General features: G+C 75.7%; 15 protein-coding genes. 7 read left to right on the top strand and 8 right to left on the bottom strand.

Annotated elements, in window-relative coordinates; all coding sequences use genetic code 11:
- Positions 1–117: 117 nt before the first annotated feature.
- Positions 118–1,842 (top strand): AbeC-like domain-containing protein, encoded by a 1,725-nt coding sequence (locus tag Sya03_RS25460; protein WP_203940935.1) that lies wholly within the window; start codon positions 118–120, stop codon positions 1,840–1,842.
- On the top strand, positions 1,839–2,189 hold the full coding sequence (locus tag Sya03_RS25455; protein WP_203940934.1) for a hypothetical protein: 351 nt from the start codon (positions 1,839–1,841) through the stop codon (positions 2,187–2,189). The genes Sya03_RS25460 and Sya03_RS25455 overlap by 4 nt, the downstream gene beginning before the upstream one ends.
- A gap of 164 nt (positions 2,190–2,353) precedes the next feature.
- On the opposite strand, the gene Sya03_RS25450 is transcribed toward Sya03_RS25455, so the two are convergent.
- The 3 genes from Sya03_RS25450 to Sya03_RS25440 form a co-directional block, all read right to left on the bottom strand.
- On the bottom strand, positions 2,354–2,902 hold the full coding sequence (locus Sya03_RS25450) for a hypothetical protein (RefSeq protein ID WP_239107830.1): 549 nt from the start codon (positions 2,900–2,902) through the stop codon (positions 2,354–2,356).
- Between the two features lie 237 nt (positions 2,903–3,139).
- The gene (locus Sya03_RS25445) at positions 3,140–3,898 is read right to left on the bottom strand and encodes an ABC transporter permease (RefSeq protein WP_203940932.1); all 759 of its coding nucleotides are present in this window, start codon (positions 3,896–3,898) and stop codon (positions 3,140–3,142) included.
- 2 nt (positions 3,899–3,900) lie between these two features.
- Positions 3,901–4,812 carry an ATP-binding cassette domain-containing protein gene (locus Sya03_RS25440; RefSeq protein ID WP_203940931.1) on the bottom strand — a complete coding sequence of 304 codons (912 nt, stop codon included), beginning with the start codon at positions 4,810–4,812 and terminating at the stop codon, positions 3,901–3,903.
- A 25-nt stretch (positions 4,813–4,837) separates the two neighbouring features.
- On the opposite strand from Sya03_RS25440, the gene Sya03_RS25435 reads away from it, so the two are divergent.
- Together Sya03_RS25435 and Sya03_RS25430 are read left to right on the top strand one after the other, a co-directional pair.
- Entirely contained in the window at positions 4,838–5,599 is a 762-nt protein-coding gene (locus Sya03_RS25435) for a TetR/AcrR family transcriptional regulator (RefSeq protein WP_203940930.1), read from the top strand.
- Complete coding sequence (locus Sya03_RS25430) at positions 5,592–6,161, top strand: GNAT family N-acetyltransferase (RefSeq protein WP_239107829.1); 570 nt, start codon at positions 5,592–5,594, stop codon at positions 6,159–6,161. Before Sya03_RS25435 ends, Sya03_RS25430 begins: the two co-directional genes overlap by 8 nt.
- Here the strand turns inward: Sya03_RS25430 and Sya03_RS25425 are convergent.
- On the bottom strand, positions 6,136–6,687 hold the full coding sequence (locus Sya03_RS25425) for a hypothetical protein (protein ID WP_203940929.1): 552 nt from the start codon (positions 6,685–6,687) through the stop codon (positions 6,136–6,138). The two genes, Sya03_RS25430 and Sya03_RS25425, sit on opposite strands and share 26 nt — an antisense overlap.
- Positions 6,688–6,842: 155 nt before the next feature.
- Here Sya03_RS25425 and Sya03_RS25420 point away from each other — a divergent pair, with 155 nt between their 5' ends.
- Positions 6,843–8,000, top strand: a complete 1,158-nt coding sequence (locus tag Sya03_RS25420; protein ID WP_203940928.1) for a sensor histidine kinase — start codon at positions 6,843–6,845, stop codon at positions 7,998–8,000.
- A complete protein-coding gene (locus Sya03_RS25415; RefSeq protein ID WP_203940927.1) occupies positions 7,997–8,656 on the top strand; it encodes a response regulator in 660 nt (219 codons plus the stop codon). Before Sya03_RS25420 ends, Sya03_RS25415 begins: the two co-directional genes overlap by 4 nt.
- Positions 8,657–8,810: 154 nt before the next feature.
- On the opposite strand, the gene Sya03_RS25410 is transcribed toward Sya03_RS25415, so the two are convergent.
- The 4 genes from Sya03_RS25410 to Sya03_RS31295 form a co-directional block, all read right to left on the bottom strand.
- The gene (locus Sya03_RS25410; protein ID WP_203940926.1) at positions 8,811–10,196 is read right to left on the bottom strand and encodes a S8 family serine peptidase; all 1,386 of its coding nucleotides are present in this window, start codon (positions 10,194–10,196) and stop codon (positions 8,811–8,813) included.
- Positions 10,193–11,647, bottom strand: coding sequence for a hypothetical protein (locus Sya03_RS25405; protein WP_203940925.1), 1,455 nt, complete (start codon positions 11,645–11,647; stop codon positions 10,193–10,195). Before Sya03_RS25405 ends, Sya03_RS25410 begins: the two co-directional genes overlap by 4 nt.
- 1 nt (position 11,648) lies before the next feature.
- Positions 11,649–12,056 (bottom strand): hypothetical protein, encoded by a 408-nt coding sequence (locus Sya03_RS25400; RefSeq protein ID WP_203940924.1) that lies wholly within the window; start codon positions 12,054–12,056, stop codon positions 11,649–11,651.
- A gap of 127 nt (positions 12,057–12,183) precedes the next feature.
- On the bottom strand, positions 12,184–13,425 hold the full coding sequence (locus tag Sya03_RS31295) for a putative bifunctional diguanylate cyclase/phosphodiesterase (RefSeq protein WP_239107866.1): 1,242 nt from the start codon (positions 13,423–13,425) through the stop codon (positions 12,184–12,186).
- A gap of 134 nt (positions 13,426–13,559) precedes the next feature.
- Between Sya03_RS31295 and Sya03_RS31290 the strand changes: the two genes are divergently transcribed.
- Complete coding sequence (locus Sya03_RS31290; protein WP_239107828.1) at positions 13,560–13,934, top strand: hypothetical protein; 375 nt, start codon at positions 13,560–13,562, stop codon at positions 13,932–13,934.
- The last annotated feature ends 5 nt before the right edge of the window (positions 13,935–13,939 follow it).

The following is a 13,939-nucleotide window of genomic DNA, read 5'->3' as shown; positions in this document are numbered from 1 at the left end:
ATCATGACGGCCGGCCGCCCACCGGACCGCCTCTGACGTCGGCAAAGGCGATGGGAACGGCGCTCCGCCGGCCGTAGGTTCGCGGTGGAGGAATGCCGACGGAAACAGCGGTGGGAAATGACGACGATCTACGGGCCGCCCGCGCAGGCGCGCCCCGTCCACGACAGATTCTTCGCGCACGCCGAACCGGGGCGGGGCGCGGATGGCGGGCCCGGTGGGGTGACCCGGGATCTGTGCGCGGCGGCGTACCTGGACGAGGGTTTCGCGGCGGCGGCGACCGACGAGGTGCTGGGCGACCGGCGGCGCGCCGTGGTCCCGGCGATCGGTTACGACCTGGTGCTGGTGCTGCGGCACTGCCTGCGGGCCCGCCGGTTGTGGCTGGCCCGGGACGCGTCGCTGGTGCTGCTGCTGGTGGTGGCGTACGCGGCGCACCGGCAGGCGACGCTGACGGCGCTGACGTTCGCGGTGTACGCGGCCACCCCGGCGCTGGTGCGGGCGTTGCGGCGGCGCGGCACGGCGGTGCGGCACGTCATCGTGGCGGCGGCCGCGTTCGTGTTCCTGGCGCCCATGGCGCTGTCGCTGGCGGGCATCCTGCCGCTGCTGGCGGCGCTGGGCTCCGACGACCCGGAGCGGCAGTACGCGGCGTTCGCGGAGCTGGCGGCGGCGGACCCGAAGGCGGCGCTGGCGGCGGCGGTGGTGATCGCGGTGGCGCTGTTCGCGGTGTGCGCGGCGTTCCGGGCGACGATGCTGGCGACCCGGCTGGACGCCGACGGCCCGCGCGCCGGGTCGCCCGCGGCGGAGCACCGGCTGGCGGTGGTCGGCGGGGCGCAGAACGGCAACGTGGTGCTGCACTCGGGGTACTCGCCGTTCCCGGGCGCCGGGCCGGTGGTGCGGGCCTGGTCGATCGCGCTGGAGCTGCGCGCCGACCTGGACGCGGGCGGCGGGGCGGGGCCGGTGCCGATCGACCCGGTGCAGCTCAACCGGCACGTGAAGCGCCGCCTGGCCGCCCTGCAGTCGCCGGCGCTGCCGGAGCGGGAACGGGTCGCCGGGCTGGCGCTGCGCGACCAGATCGTGGCGTCGGGCACCCGGTGGCACGGCTACGCGCTGGTGGACCAGCAGCGGCAGCTGCCGTACTCGCTGGCCGGGCCGCACGCGGTGGAGGCGGTGATCCGGCACCCGCAGGCGGGGGCGCGGCACTTCCTGCGGGCGACGGTCGGCGCGGACTCGGCGCCGGTGCGGGGCGCGCACGGCGAGACCCTGCTGGCGGCGGAGGACCAGGGCAAGGTGCTGTCGTCGTTCGTCCACATCGCCGTCGAGGGCGGGATGCTGTACGTGGAGAGCGTCACCACGGTGCTGGGCCCGGTGCGGGCGCGGTTCCGGGCGTTCGAGCGGTACGGCGACTCGCCGGGCGCGCTGGCCGCGGCGGCGCTGGGCGCGGCCATCCGCGACGCGGGCCCGGCGGTGCTGCTGGCGCCGTGGCGGCTGGCGCGGGCGGGGGCGGGCGCTGTGCGGGCGTGGCGGCGCGCGGACCGGGCGGACCGCGAGCACGACCGCGAGCCGCTGTACGACTACGGCGCCCGCGCCGACGTGCGCCAGCTGGCGTCGCGGCCGGAACCCGCCTCGTACGTGCAGGCGCTGGACGCGGAGAAGTACGCCAAGCTGCTGGAGCGCCGGATCAGCGAGGCCGTGGTCGGGTTCCTGCGCGAGCACCGCGTCGACACCGCCGAGTACGAGACGCGCATCAACCACATCCACAACGAGAGCGTCACCATCCACGGCGACAACCACGGCGCGGTGGCGGCGGGCACGGGCGCCCGGGCGGCGGCGAAGGAGCGATCATGACGGGCATCGAGATCCACGGCGACAACACCGGCGCGGTGGCGGCGGGCCGCGGCGCGCGGGCGACCGTCCACCAGGCGGCCCCGCCCCCGGCGGAGCAGGCGGCGGCGCTGCTGGCCCTGGCCGAGCTGCGCCGCGCCATCGACCGGCACACCGCCGACCTGCCGGACGCCGACCTGATGACCCGGGCGGTGGCCCGGGCCGGCGACGAGGTCCGCCGCGACCGCCCCGACCCGGAGGCGGCCCGGGACGCGATCGCGGCCGTCACCCGCCGCGCCGGGGCCGTCACGGCGGTGCTGACGGCGGCGGCCCAGGCGCAGGCCCTGCTGACGGGTCTCTGGCCTGGATGAACCGGTTCCGGAACCGGGTACGGGTTGACCGGCCGGGGGCGGGCGCGCTTACCTGGACGGCACGGACTTGACACCATCACCGAGACGCCGGCCGGGCATTCTCCCCTCGGGGAGCGCCCGGCCGGCGGCTGTCCGGCGTCGCCGGCGTGGCCGGCGGGTGAGCGTTACGGGAACTGCATCCGGCGCGGGCGGGGGATCGCCGGGGCGGGCAGGGGCAGGTCGTCGGCGTGCCGCCAGGCGAGCGTCCCGGAAGCGGTGGTGCCCGGCACGCCGAGGCAGGCGCGCAGCAGGCCGTGGTCGGCGCTGCCCGCGTAGCCGGCGAGGACGAGTTGGGGCTTGGGGTGCACCTTGGCCAGTTCGGCGCAGAGGGCGGCGACCTCGCGCTCGTCCATGATGTCGCGCACGAGCGGGAGCTGGGGGCCGGGCAGGGGTTGCGGGGGCGCGTACCGGGCGATCAGTTCGCGGGCCAGGCGGCCGAAGCCGCGGCCGGGTGGGACGTCGCGCATGGACACCGCGCCGGACGGGCCGTAGCGCCACGGCAGGACGATGTGCCCGTTGACGACGACGAGCTGGTACGCCGAGCGCTTGGCGGTGACGACCTCCGCGCCGGGCAGTTCGCCCAGGTAGACGGCGAGCTCCTCGTACGGGTGCGGCCAGCGTGGGTTGTCGAGCAGCCGGTCGACGGTCTGCGGCTCGTGCGGCCGGCTGTGCACGGCGCGCGCGATCGCGGTGCGCAGTGCCTCGGGGATCCTGGTCCAGAGCTCACCGGCGCTGCGGGCACCGAACCTCTCACTGACCCAGGAAGTCGGTCCGACGAGTACATCAGCACGCATCCGCGCCACCGCCCTAAGCGTCGCTGGAACCACGTATGGCTAGCAGAGTGTCACTCGCAGTGATCCAGTGGAAGACGCGAAACATGGTCGGTACACGGTATGAACGTGAGTGAATTCCTATCGGCGCGCTCGGCGGCCGAACAGGTATGTGGCGGCGCCGTAGCCGAGCGCCAACAGCCCCGCGGACCAGGCCGCCGCGAGCGCGACGGTGCCGCCGTCCGGCGCGCCGGCGAGCAGCCCGCGGATCGCCTCGATCACCGGAGTGAGCGGTTGGTGGGCCGCGAACCCGCGCAGCACCGCCGGCATCGTGTCGACCGGCACGAACGCACTGCTCAGGTACGGCAGGAACAGGATGACGAAGCTGAACGACGAGGCGCCCTCGGCCGACGACGCGAGCAGCCCGAAGCAGACGGCCAGCCACGACATGGCGAGCAGGTACAGCACGAGCACGCCCAGCGCGGCGAGCCACTGCCCGGGGTCCGCGCCCGGCCGGTAGCCGATGGCGAACGCCACCAGCAGCACCAGGGCGGTGGAGACGAGGTTGCGCACGATGCTGGCGGTGACGTGGCCGACGAGGACGGCGGAGCGCAGGATCGGCAGCGAGCGGAACCGGTCGATGGCGCCGGTGGTCATGTCGGCCGCCACGGGGACGGCGGTGCCCGCCGCGCCGTAGCCCGCGCACAGCAGCACGATGCCGGGCACCACGTAGGTCAGGTACCGGCCGCCGGGGTCGATGGCGCCGCCGAACACGTACACGAACAGCAGCAGGATCATGACTGGCAGCAGGACGCCGATCAGCAGCGTGTCCAGTGCGCGGCGGGTGTGCCGCAGGCTGCGCCCGATGAGGACGGACGCGTCGAGGATCGCGGCGGGCATGGTCAGCCTCTCGTCAGCGTCAGGAAGACGTCGTCCAGGGTGGGGCGGTGCACGGCGACGCGGTCGACGCGTACCCCGTGGGTGTCGAGGGTGTTGAGCAGCGCGCGCACGGCGGCGGCCGAGCCGTCGGTCGGGACGGTGACCGTGCCGCGGGCGGCGTCGTGCGCGGCCCGCGCGCCGAGCACCGCGAGCGCGGCGGCGGCCTCGGGCACGGCCAGCTCGACGCGGTCCCCGGCGAGCCGGGCCTTCAGCTCGTCGGGGGTGCCGTCGGCGATGATCGCGCCGCGGTCGAGCAGCGCCACCCGGTCGGCGAGCTGGTCGGCCTCCTCCAGGTACTGCGTGGTGAGCAGGACGGTGACGCCGGCGCGGGCGAGCGCGGCGACGGCGTCCCAGGTGGTCTGCCGGCTGCGGGGGTCGAGCCCGGTGGTGGGCTCGTCGAGGAACAGCACGCGGGGCGCGCGCACCAGGCTCATCGCCAGGTCGAGGCGGCGGCGCATGCCGCCGGAGTAGGTGCGGGCGAGGCGGTGCCCGGCGGCGGCCAGGTCGAACTCGTCGAGCAGCTCGGCGGCGCGGCGGCGGGCGTCGCGGCGGCCGAACCGGCGCAGCCGGGCGGCCATGACCAGGTTCTCGGTGCCGGTGAGCAGCTCGTCGACGGCCGTGTGCTGGCCGGTGAGGCTGATCGCCTCCTGCACCCGGCGGCGCTCGCGGACGACGTCGTGCCCGGCGACGGTGGCCCGCCCGGCGTCGGGCTCGACGAGCGTGGCGAGGATGCGCACGAGCGTGGTCTTGCCGGCGCCGTTCGGCCCGAGCAGGGCGAAGACGCTGCCGGCCCGGACGGTGAGGTCGAGGCCGCGCAGGACCTCGGTGGCGCCGTAGCGCTTGCTCAGGCGGGAACTGTTTATGTCGTACACCATGGTTTACGTTATACACAGTTCTAGGATGACGGTCAACGCTCCCGGCACAGACGGAAGGCCGTACGTGGACGACGTGGCACTGCCCCCGGACCTCGCCCTGCTCTGGGACCGCCCGCCGCCCGCCCGCCGCGGCCCCAAGCCGGCCCTGTCCCTGGACGCGGTCGTCGCCACCGCCGTCGACCTCGCCGACGCCGACGGCCTCGCCCAGCTGTCCATGGCCCGCGTCGCCGAACGCCTCGGCTACACCACGATGTCGCTCTACCGGTACGTCAGGAGCAAGGACGACCTGATCACGCTCATGAACGACGCCGCGCAGGGCGAACCGCCCGCCCCCGTCCCCGGCGACTGGCGGGCCGGGCTGGAGGCGTGGGCGCGCGGCGTCTTCGGCGTCTACATGCGCCACCGCTGGATGCTCTACGTTCCCATCACCGGGCCGCCCGCCGGGCCCGCCGCGCTGCGCTGGATGGAGGCCGCGCTGCAGAACTTCGACGGCACCGACGTGCCCGACCCGCTCCGGCTCGCCGCCGTGCAGACCCTCAACAGCTACGTCGTCGGCGAGGCCCGGCTCAGCGCCGAACTGGCCGCCGCCGGCGCCCCCGCCCTGTCGTACGGGCAGCTGCTGCGGCGCGTCACCGCGCCCGACACCCACCCCGCCCTGACCCGGCTCGTCGCCAGCGGCATATTCGACGCGGACGACCTCTCCTACGACCCGGACGTGGAGCTCGCGTTCGGGCTGCACCGCATCCTCGACGGCATCGCCCGCCTCGTCGGCCCCGCCGATGACTGAGCTGCCCGGCGGCGTCACGCTGCGGACCCTGGAGACGGCCGACGCGCCCGCCCTGCTCGACGCCCTGCTGCGCAACCGCGAGCACCTGCGCCCGTACGAGCCGGAGCGGCCCCCGTCCCACTGGACCCTCGACGGCCAGCAGCGCCGCGTCGAGTCGCTCGTGCGGCGCCGGGCCGAGGGCAGCCAGTACAACGCCGTGCTCGTCCGCGACGGGCGCGTCCTCGGCATGGTCGCCCTCAGCCAGATCGCGCTCGGCCCGTTCCGCAGCGCCAGCCTCGGCTACTGGGTCGACGCCGCCGAGACCGGCCGCGGCCTCGCGAGCGCCGCCGTGTCGGCGATCTGCACGATCGCCGACACGGACCTCGGCCTGCACCGCGTCGAGGCCGGCACGCTGGTCGGCAACACCGCCTCCCAGCGGGTGCTGCTGCGCAACGGCTTCACCGAGTACGGCTTCGCGCCGAACTACCTGCACATCGACGGCCGGTGGCGCGACCACCGCCTGTTCCAGCGCATCCTCGGCGACGCCTGGCCGGGCGTCACGCCCGCCCGCGGGCGACCATGAGCCAGCCGACCACCACGAACACGGCACCGGCCACCAGGCCGCCGCCCGACTGGGCCAGGAAGATCGAGCACGGCCACACCAGCGCCACGCCCACGGCCAGCCACCGCGGCAGCGTGCGCGACCGCCACGTCGCCACGGCCAGGCACACCGACCCGGCCAGCCACGCCAGGTTCGCCGGCACGGCCACGATGCTGAACCACGAGTAGTCCTGCCCGTGCAGGTTCGTGGACGTCATGCCGATCACCAGCAGCGCCGCCCCGAACGCCGCCAGCCGGCCGCCCCACGTGCCCACGGCGCGCCGGGCGTCCCGGCCCAGCACCAGGTACGCGGGGATCCACAGCACCAGCGCCAGCGCGGTCACCGTCAGGATGACGTGGTCGGAGGTGCTGACGATCGGGTCGGTGTCGGCGGGGCGCACGGCCTGCACGGCGCCGCCGACCATGGAGGCGACGCCCCCGGCGGCGGCCGCCCAGCCGGCGAGCGGACGGTTGCGGGTGGTGGTCTGCGATTCAACGATCTGCGTCATGCCGAGAAACTTAGGAAAGCGCAGGTCACCGGGGCGTCGGCCGCAAGGTGCCGACCGGGTCGGCGCCGGGGCGCGACCCGCGTACCTCCCCAGGCTGATCACCGTGCGACCGCAGGATGACGCGGCCGCGACCCCCCACTGCCTAAGGTTTGATCGTGGACGCCCTGAACACCCTCGCGCGCGTGCCGCGCCGCCCGCCGCGCGCCGACGTCGCCCTCGCCGCCCTGCTGCTGGCGTGGGCGGTCGTCGAGGCCACCGCCGCCGACGGGCCCGGCCGCACCTGGGAACGCGTCGCCTTCGCCGTCGGGGTCACCGCGCCGCTCGTGGTACGCCGGCGCGCCCCGCTGACCGTGCTCGCCGTCCTCGCCGCCGTCCTCGCCTGGCGGGTCCTCGGCGTCGGCGGCGCCGCAGAGAGCACGTTCCCGTTCCCCAGCATGCTCGTCGTCGTCTTCAGCATCGCCCTGCACGCCTCCACCCGGCCCGCCGCCGTCGCCGGCGGCGCCGCCGCGCTCGCCGTCAACCTGGCGCTCTACCCGCTCGGCTACTACGTCGGCCCCATCACCGCCGGCCAGGTCGTCATCCTCGGCTTCTTCATCATCGGCGCCTGGACCGCCGGCTACCTGGTGCGGCTGCGCGCCGACCAGGCCACCGCCGCCGAGGACGACGCCGCCCGCCGCGCCGCCGACGCCGCCGCCGACGCCGTCACCGCCGAACGCGCCCGCATCGCCCGCGAACTGCACGACGTCGTCGCCCACTCGCTGTCCATCGTCGCCGTGCAGGCCGGCGCCGCCGAGGAACTCATCGCCCTCGACCCCGACCTGGCCCGCCGCCACATCGCCGCCGCCCGCCGCACCGCCCGCGAAGCCCTCACCGAGATGCGCCACGTCCTCGACGTCCAGCGCGCCGACGCCGCCCCGCTCGCCCCCCAGCCCACCCTGGAACGCGTGCCCGACCTCGTCGCCGACTCCCGCGCCGCCGGCCTGCCCGTCACCCTCACCGTCGACGGCGACCGCGGCGACGTCCCCGCCGGCGTCGACCTGGCAGGCTTCAGAATCGTGCAGGAAGCCCTCACCAACGTCCGCCGCCACGCCGGCGCCGCCCCCACCGCCGTCACCGTCCACTACGCCGACCGCTGGATCGACGTCCGCGTCCGCAACACCGCCGGCCCCCTCACCCACACCCCCACCTCCGGCGGCGGCCGCGGCGTCATCGGCATGCGCGAACGCGCCAAGGTGTACGGCGGCACCCTCGACGCCGGCCCCCACGACGACGGCTACGAGGTCCGCGCCCGCCTGCCGAGGGAGTCCGCATGATCCGCGTCCTGGTCGTCGACGACCACGCCCTCATCCGCTCCGGCCTCGCCGGCATGCTGGGCGCCCAGCCCGACCTCACCATCGTCGGCGAAGCCGCCGACGGCGCCGCCGCCGTCCGCCTCGCCGCCGACCTCACCCCCGACGTCGTCGTCATGGACGTCCGCATGCCCACCATGGACGGCATCGAGGCCACCCGCCGCATCCGCCGCACCGAACCGGCCCCCAGAATCCTCATCCTGACCACCTTCGACCTGGACGAATACGTCTACGACGCGCTCCGCGCCGGCGCCTCCGGCTTCCTGCTCAAGGACGCCCCACCCGGCCAGCTCGCCGAAGCCGTCCGCACCGTCGCCGCCGGCGACGCGCTCCTCGCCCCCGTCGTGACCGCCCGCCTCATCGACCGCTTCCTCCAGGTGCCACCCGCCGACACCGCCGCCGCCAAGGTCCTCGACCGGCTCACCGAGCGCGAGCTGGAGGTGTTGCGGCTGGTCGCCCGCGGCCTGAGCAACGCCGAACTCGCCGCCCGCCTGCACCTGTCGGACGCGACGGTGAAGACCCACGTCAGCCGGGTGCTGGCCAAGCTGGATCTGCGCGACCGGGTCCAGGCGGTGGTGTACGCCTACGAACACGGCCTGGTCACCCCAGGCGAACTCTGACCGCCGGGCAGCGGCCACCTGACGTACCCGCGCATCGCGGACCCGGACCACGCGCCTGTAAGCGCGCGCTGCGGGGTGAGGTGGCGGCGCAGCCCGGCGGACCGGGCCCGGCAGCGCGGCCGCCGTCAGGGCCGCGGCGGTCAGGGCGCGGCGGTCAGGGGCGCGGCGGGCCGCTCGGCCGACCGGCCTGCTGGTCGGGCCCCGACGGGGCTCCGCCCTGGGGCGGCGGGCCGTGAGCCGCCTGACCCGCCGGCGGGCCGAAACCCTGCTGGTGTGGCACGCCGTAGCCGCCGCCCGGCGGCGGGCCGTACCCACCGGTGCCCGGCGGCGGACCGTAGCCCGGTGCGCCCGCCGGCGGGAACACCCGGCCGGCCGGCGCAGCGCCCGGCGGCGGTGTGCCGCGCCGCCGCAGCGCCCAGATCAGCAACCACACCAGGCCACCGACCAGGAGCAGCAACAACACCCCACCGATGGCGTAGCCGGCCGGGCTGATCCGCAGCGACACGTCGGTGCCCGCCACGGCCTGCGGGGCGTCCGAGGGCGCGGCCGACGGCGGGGTGGCCGGGGCGGCGCCGGGTGGCGGCGGGGCGGACTGCGTGGCGGCGGGTGGCACGTCGGCCGTCAGGGCGGCCATGACGTCGAGGGTGCCGTGGCCGTAGTCGACGTCGCGGCCGGGGGGTCCCTGGTCCTTGGCGGTGGCGACGAGCCGGTTGACGACCTCCGTGGCCGGCAGGTTCGGGTACTTCGACCGGATCAGGGCCGCCGCGCCGGCGACGATGGCCGCCGCGCCGCTGGTGCCGACGCCGATCTGGTAGCCGTCGTCCTCGGCGGCGGAGACGACCTTGTCGCCGGGGGCCGTGATCATGATTTCCGGGCGGCGGACGCTGACCGCCGCGACCTTGCCGTCGCTGCCGGTGGCCCCGACGGCGACGACGCCCGGGTAGCGCGCCGGGTAGGTGACGAAGTTGTCGTCGGGGCGGTTGCCGGCCGACGCGATCAGCACCACGTCGGCGGCGGCGGCGCGCTGGAGGGCCGCCTCGAGCGGGCGGTTCGGGCCGCCGCCCCAGGACATCGAGATGACGCGGGCGCCGCGCCGGACGGCCTCGTCGACGGCGTCGCCGGACCGGGGCGACGAGCCGAAGTCGCCCTTGGTGGTGCGCAGCGGCAGGATCTTCGCCCGGGGCGCCACGCCCAGCACGCCGTCGCGGTTGCCGGGGCCGCTGCCGTGGCCGGCGATCAGGCTGGCCATGCCGGTGCCGTGGCCGGTGTCGTCCTTCTGCGCGTCGGCGGAGTCTCCGGTGTAGTCGACGCCCTTGAGGACGTTGCCGCGCAGGTCACGGTGGCCGGCGTCCACGCCGGAGTCGATGACGGCGACGGTGATCCCGGCGCCCTGCGCGATCTCGTGGACGGCGGCGAGCTTCAGCGCTCCCACCATCCACTGGCGGTCGCGGATGGCGTCGGCGGACGCCGGCGACGGGGCCGCCGACACGACGAGCGTGCCGGCGACCGCGCCGACGACCCAGCGGACGAGCGGTCTCACAGATCCATGCCCACGATGCCCGGGCCGGGGTCGATGGGTGCGACGGGGGCGGGCTTGATGACCGGGGCGACGCCCTGCGCGGTCTCCCACGGGTTGTCCGGGTCCCAGCGCCGGTGCTCGCGCTCCTCGGCGGTGCCGGCCGCGCGCCGGCCGCCGACCATGCCGGACTGGCCCATCGGCCCGCCGGCCATGCCGCCACCCGGCCGGCCGCCAGCACCACCGGCGACCCCACCGGGACCACCGACGCCACCGGGCCCGCCGACACCACGGGCGCCGCCGATGCCGCCGGCGCCGCCGATGCCGCCGGAGCCGCCCCGGCCGAGGCCCGAGCCGACGCCCATGCCCGCACCCGTGCCGCCGGCCATGGAACCGCCGGGAGTGCCGCCGATGACGCCGCCCACCGGGTTGACCCGCGCGGCCATGGCCCCGCCGGGGCGGCCGGCGCCGGGGTTGAGGCCGAGCGGCGTGGTGGCGGGCGTGCCGGTCCGGCCGAGCCCACCGCCGCCACCGCCGCCACCGCCGCCACCGCCGTTCGGCGGCAGGGGCACGCCCGGCAGGACGGGCGGGAGCCCGGGCGGACCGGGCGGCGCGGGCACCGGCCCGGGCCCGACCGGCGGAACGATCTCCGGCGGCCGACCCCCGGGCGGAGCCGGCGTGATGACGCCTTCGAGACCGGGAGCAGCCCCACCACCGACGCCACCGCCACCACCGCCCACGGACGGCGTGCCGACACCCGAGCCGGACCCACCGCCGCCACCCCGCGTGTGGGCGGGCCGGTCGATGGCCGGCGGGCGGATCGCGCCGCCCGGCCCGGTGCCGATGCGCTCGCGGGTCTGCTGCCGGTCGGCGACCACCGGCGGTTCGTACACCGGCGGGGCCGCCATGCTGCGCGTCGCGTCGGTGACCGAGCCGCTGAGCTGCACCATCGCGGCGCGGGCCCGGCGTTCCAGCTCGGCCTGCGCCCCGTCGTCGACCGGCGGCGCGGTGACCAGCTTGGCGACGCCCTCGGCGGCCCAGCCCGCGAGCGGGTTGGTCACCTTGGACACGCCGTCGCCGACGGCCTCCAGCTGGGCGTTGTACGCCGCCAGCTTCTCCCTGTTGGCCACGTACTCGCGGTGGATCGGCTCCAGCCGCCGGTGCGTCTGCTCGATGGTGTCGGCGACGATGTTGATGTGGGTCGCGTTCGCGGCCGCCGAGTCCTTGGTCCACGAGACGGCGTTGAGCAGCCGGTCGAGTTCGGCGAGGTACGCCGCGGACGCCGCGTTGGTCTCCGGCGGCCACTTCTCGGCGAGCTGGTCGCGGTACTGCCGCAGTTTGGTGGCGTGCATGTCGAGCATGTCGTGCGCGCGCCGCCACGCGGTGACCTGGGCGCGGCTCGTGGCGAGCTCGTTGCGCGCGTCGCCGACGAGCTGCCACAGCTGGGACGGGTCGAGCGCGTCGTAGCTGCCCATGTCAGACCGCCCGCTGCGGCGCGAAGGGGCCGTAGACCGGCGCGGGCGGCGGCGTCCAGCTGATGATCTCGTTGACGTCGTCGACGGTGGCCTTGGAGAACGCGTCGGAATCGCCGTAGTTCTGGGCGATGGTCTGGGCCGCCTGCGACACGGCCTGGGTGCCCAGGTCGAGGTTGTACAGGGTGTCGAGGGTGCGCTCGATGCAGGTCGAGTAGCGCTCCTGCAGCTGCACCCACTCGGGCCCGGGGATGCAGCCGCCGATGCGGGCACCGGGCTGCATGGCGTCGTGCACCGGCGTGACCTGCGTGCGGAAGCCCTGTTCGAGCTCCTTACGCATGTCGGCGGCGACGCTCCTGAGCCCCTCGATCTCTACGTTGATCTGCTGGACCAGCGGGTCAGCCGGCACCATCGCAACCCCTCCCCGAAGGCGTTGTCCCCAACACGAGCATCGATCACCCTAGCGGAACCGTACGACTCCCCGATGCCCCGTTTGCGGCCACGGGAGGGCGCCGACCGTCCAGAGTCGACGGTGCGGGTCAGCCCACGACGACGGTGTCGCGCTGGGCCGCGAGCAGGGCGGTCAGCTGCGCGGCCGGCATGGGGCGGGCCAGGTGGAAGCCCTGGCCGAGGGTGTAGCCGAGCTCGCGGAGCCGGTCGGCCTGGCCCTGGTTCTCGATGCCCTCGGCGACGGTGTCGAGGCGTAGCGCCTGGGCGAGCTGGCTGACGGCGCGGGCCACGGCCTGGCGGGCGACGGGGTCGGCGGTGTCGTCCTCGATGCCGTCCACGAAGGACTTGTCGAGCTTGATGATGGCGGCGGGGAACGACCGCAGGAGGCTGAGCGACGACTCGCCGGTGCCGAAGTCGTCGAGGGCGAGCTTGATGCCCATCGCGTCGAGGTCGTGCAGGGTGCGGGACACCTGCTGGCCGCGCAGCACGGCCGACTCGGTGAGTTCGAGGACGAGGCGGTCGGCGGGCAGGCCGCTGTCGGCGAGGGCGGCGACGACGTCGGCGACGAAGCCGGGGTCGTGCAGCTGGTGGGCGGAGACGTTGGGGCCGGCCTTCTGGACGGCGTCGGGGCCGAACTCGGCGAGCCAGGCGGCCATCTGGCGGCAGGTCTCACGCAGCACGAACCGGCCCAGCGGGATGATCAGGCCGGTGCGTTCGGCGGCGGGGATGAAGTCGGCCGGGGAGACGAGGCCGCGGGTGGGGTGGTTCCACCGCACCAGCGACTCGACGCCGACGATGCGGCCGTCCTCGAGCGAGACGATGGGCTGGTAGACGAGGTGCAGCTCGTCCTCGTCGAGGGCGCGGCGCAGCTCCCCGCCGAGCTGGATGTGGGCCAGGACGGGCGCCTCCATGCCGGGCCGGTACCGCACGAAGGCGGCCTTGCCGCGCTGCTTGGCCGCGTACATGGCGACGTCGGCGTCGCGCAGCACGGTGTCGAGCGGGGTGCCGGGGGCGGCGTCGGCGATGCCGATGCTGGCCTGGACCAGCAGGCGGTGCTCGCCGACGGGCTGGGCGAGGGCGGTGAGCAGGCGCCGGGCGACGGCCTCGCCGAAGCCGCGCGGGAGCAGCACGGCGAACTCGTCGCCGCCGAGCCGGACGGGCAGGCCGCGGTCGCCGACCGCGGCGCGCAGGGTGGTGGCGACGGAGACGAGCAGGCCGTCGCCGATGTCGTGGCCGAGGGAGTCGTTGACGGTCTTGAAGTCGTCGAGGTCGACGAGCAGCACGCAGGCGCCCTCGCCGGCGAGGTCGGCGGTGAGGCGGTCGCGGAACAGGGCGCGGTTGGCGAGCCCGGTGAGGCTGTCGTGGGTGACCTCGTGCTGGAGGCGTTCCTCCTGGGCGCGGATGCCGGCGAGCAGGCGGGGCGTTGTCGCGGAACACCAGGAACTGGCGGACGGCCACGAGCGCGGTGACGACGACGGCGGCGACCACGACGACCCGGCCCGGCCAGCTCAGGGTGGTGCCGGTGGCGACGGCGACGAGCGGCACGTCGACGGTCAGCACGGCCAGGTACGGCAGGACCGACGAGCTGCGCCGGACCCGCCGCCGCGGGCGCGTCCGGCCGCGCCACTGGGCGTGCGCGGCGAGGGCGATGCAGACGGTGCCGAGCGGCATGACGATGCTCTGGGCGGGCAGCCCGCCCGCGGTGCCGAGGGTGACGGCGAGCGCCGCGACGAGGGCGGCGTCGAGGCCGATGGCGGCGACGAAGCGGATCGCGACCGGGTCGACGGGGCCGTCGCCGAGGTACGAGACCTTGGTGATGCCGGCGATGGCGAGCAGGTAGGCCAG

The organism is Spirilliplanes yamanashiensis (assembly GCF_016863475.1).
In the GTDB taxonomy this organism is placed as follows: Bacteria; Actinomycetota; Actinomycetes; order Mycobacteriales; family Micromonosporaceae; genus Spirilliplanes; species Spirilliplanes yamanashiensis.
The sequence above is the reverse complement of the archived record's forward strand: the minus strand, read 5'-3'. Positions and strand labels throughout refer to the sequence as shown.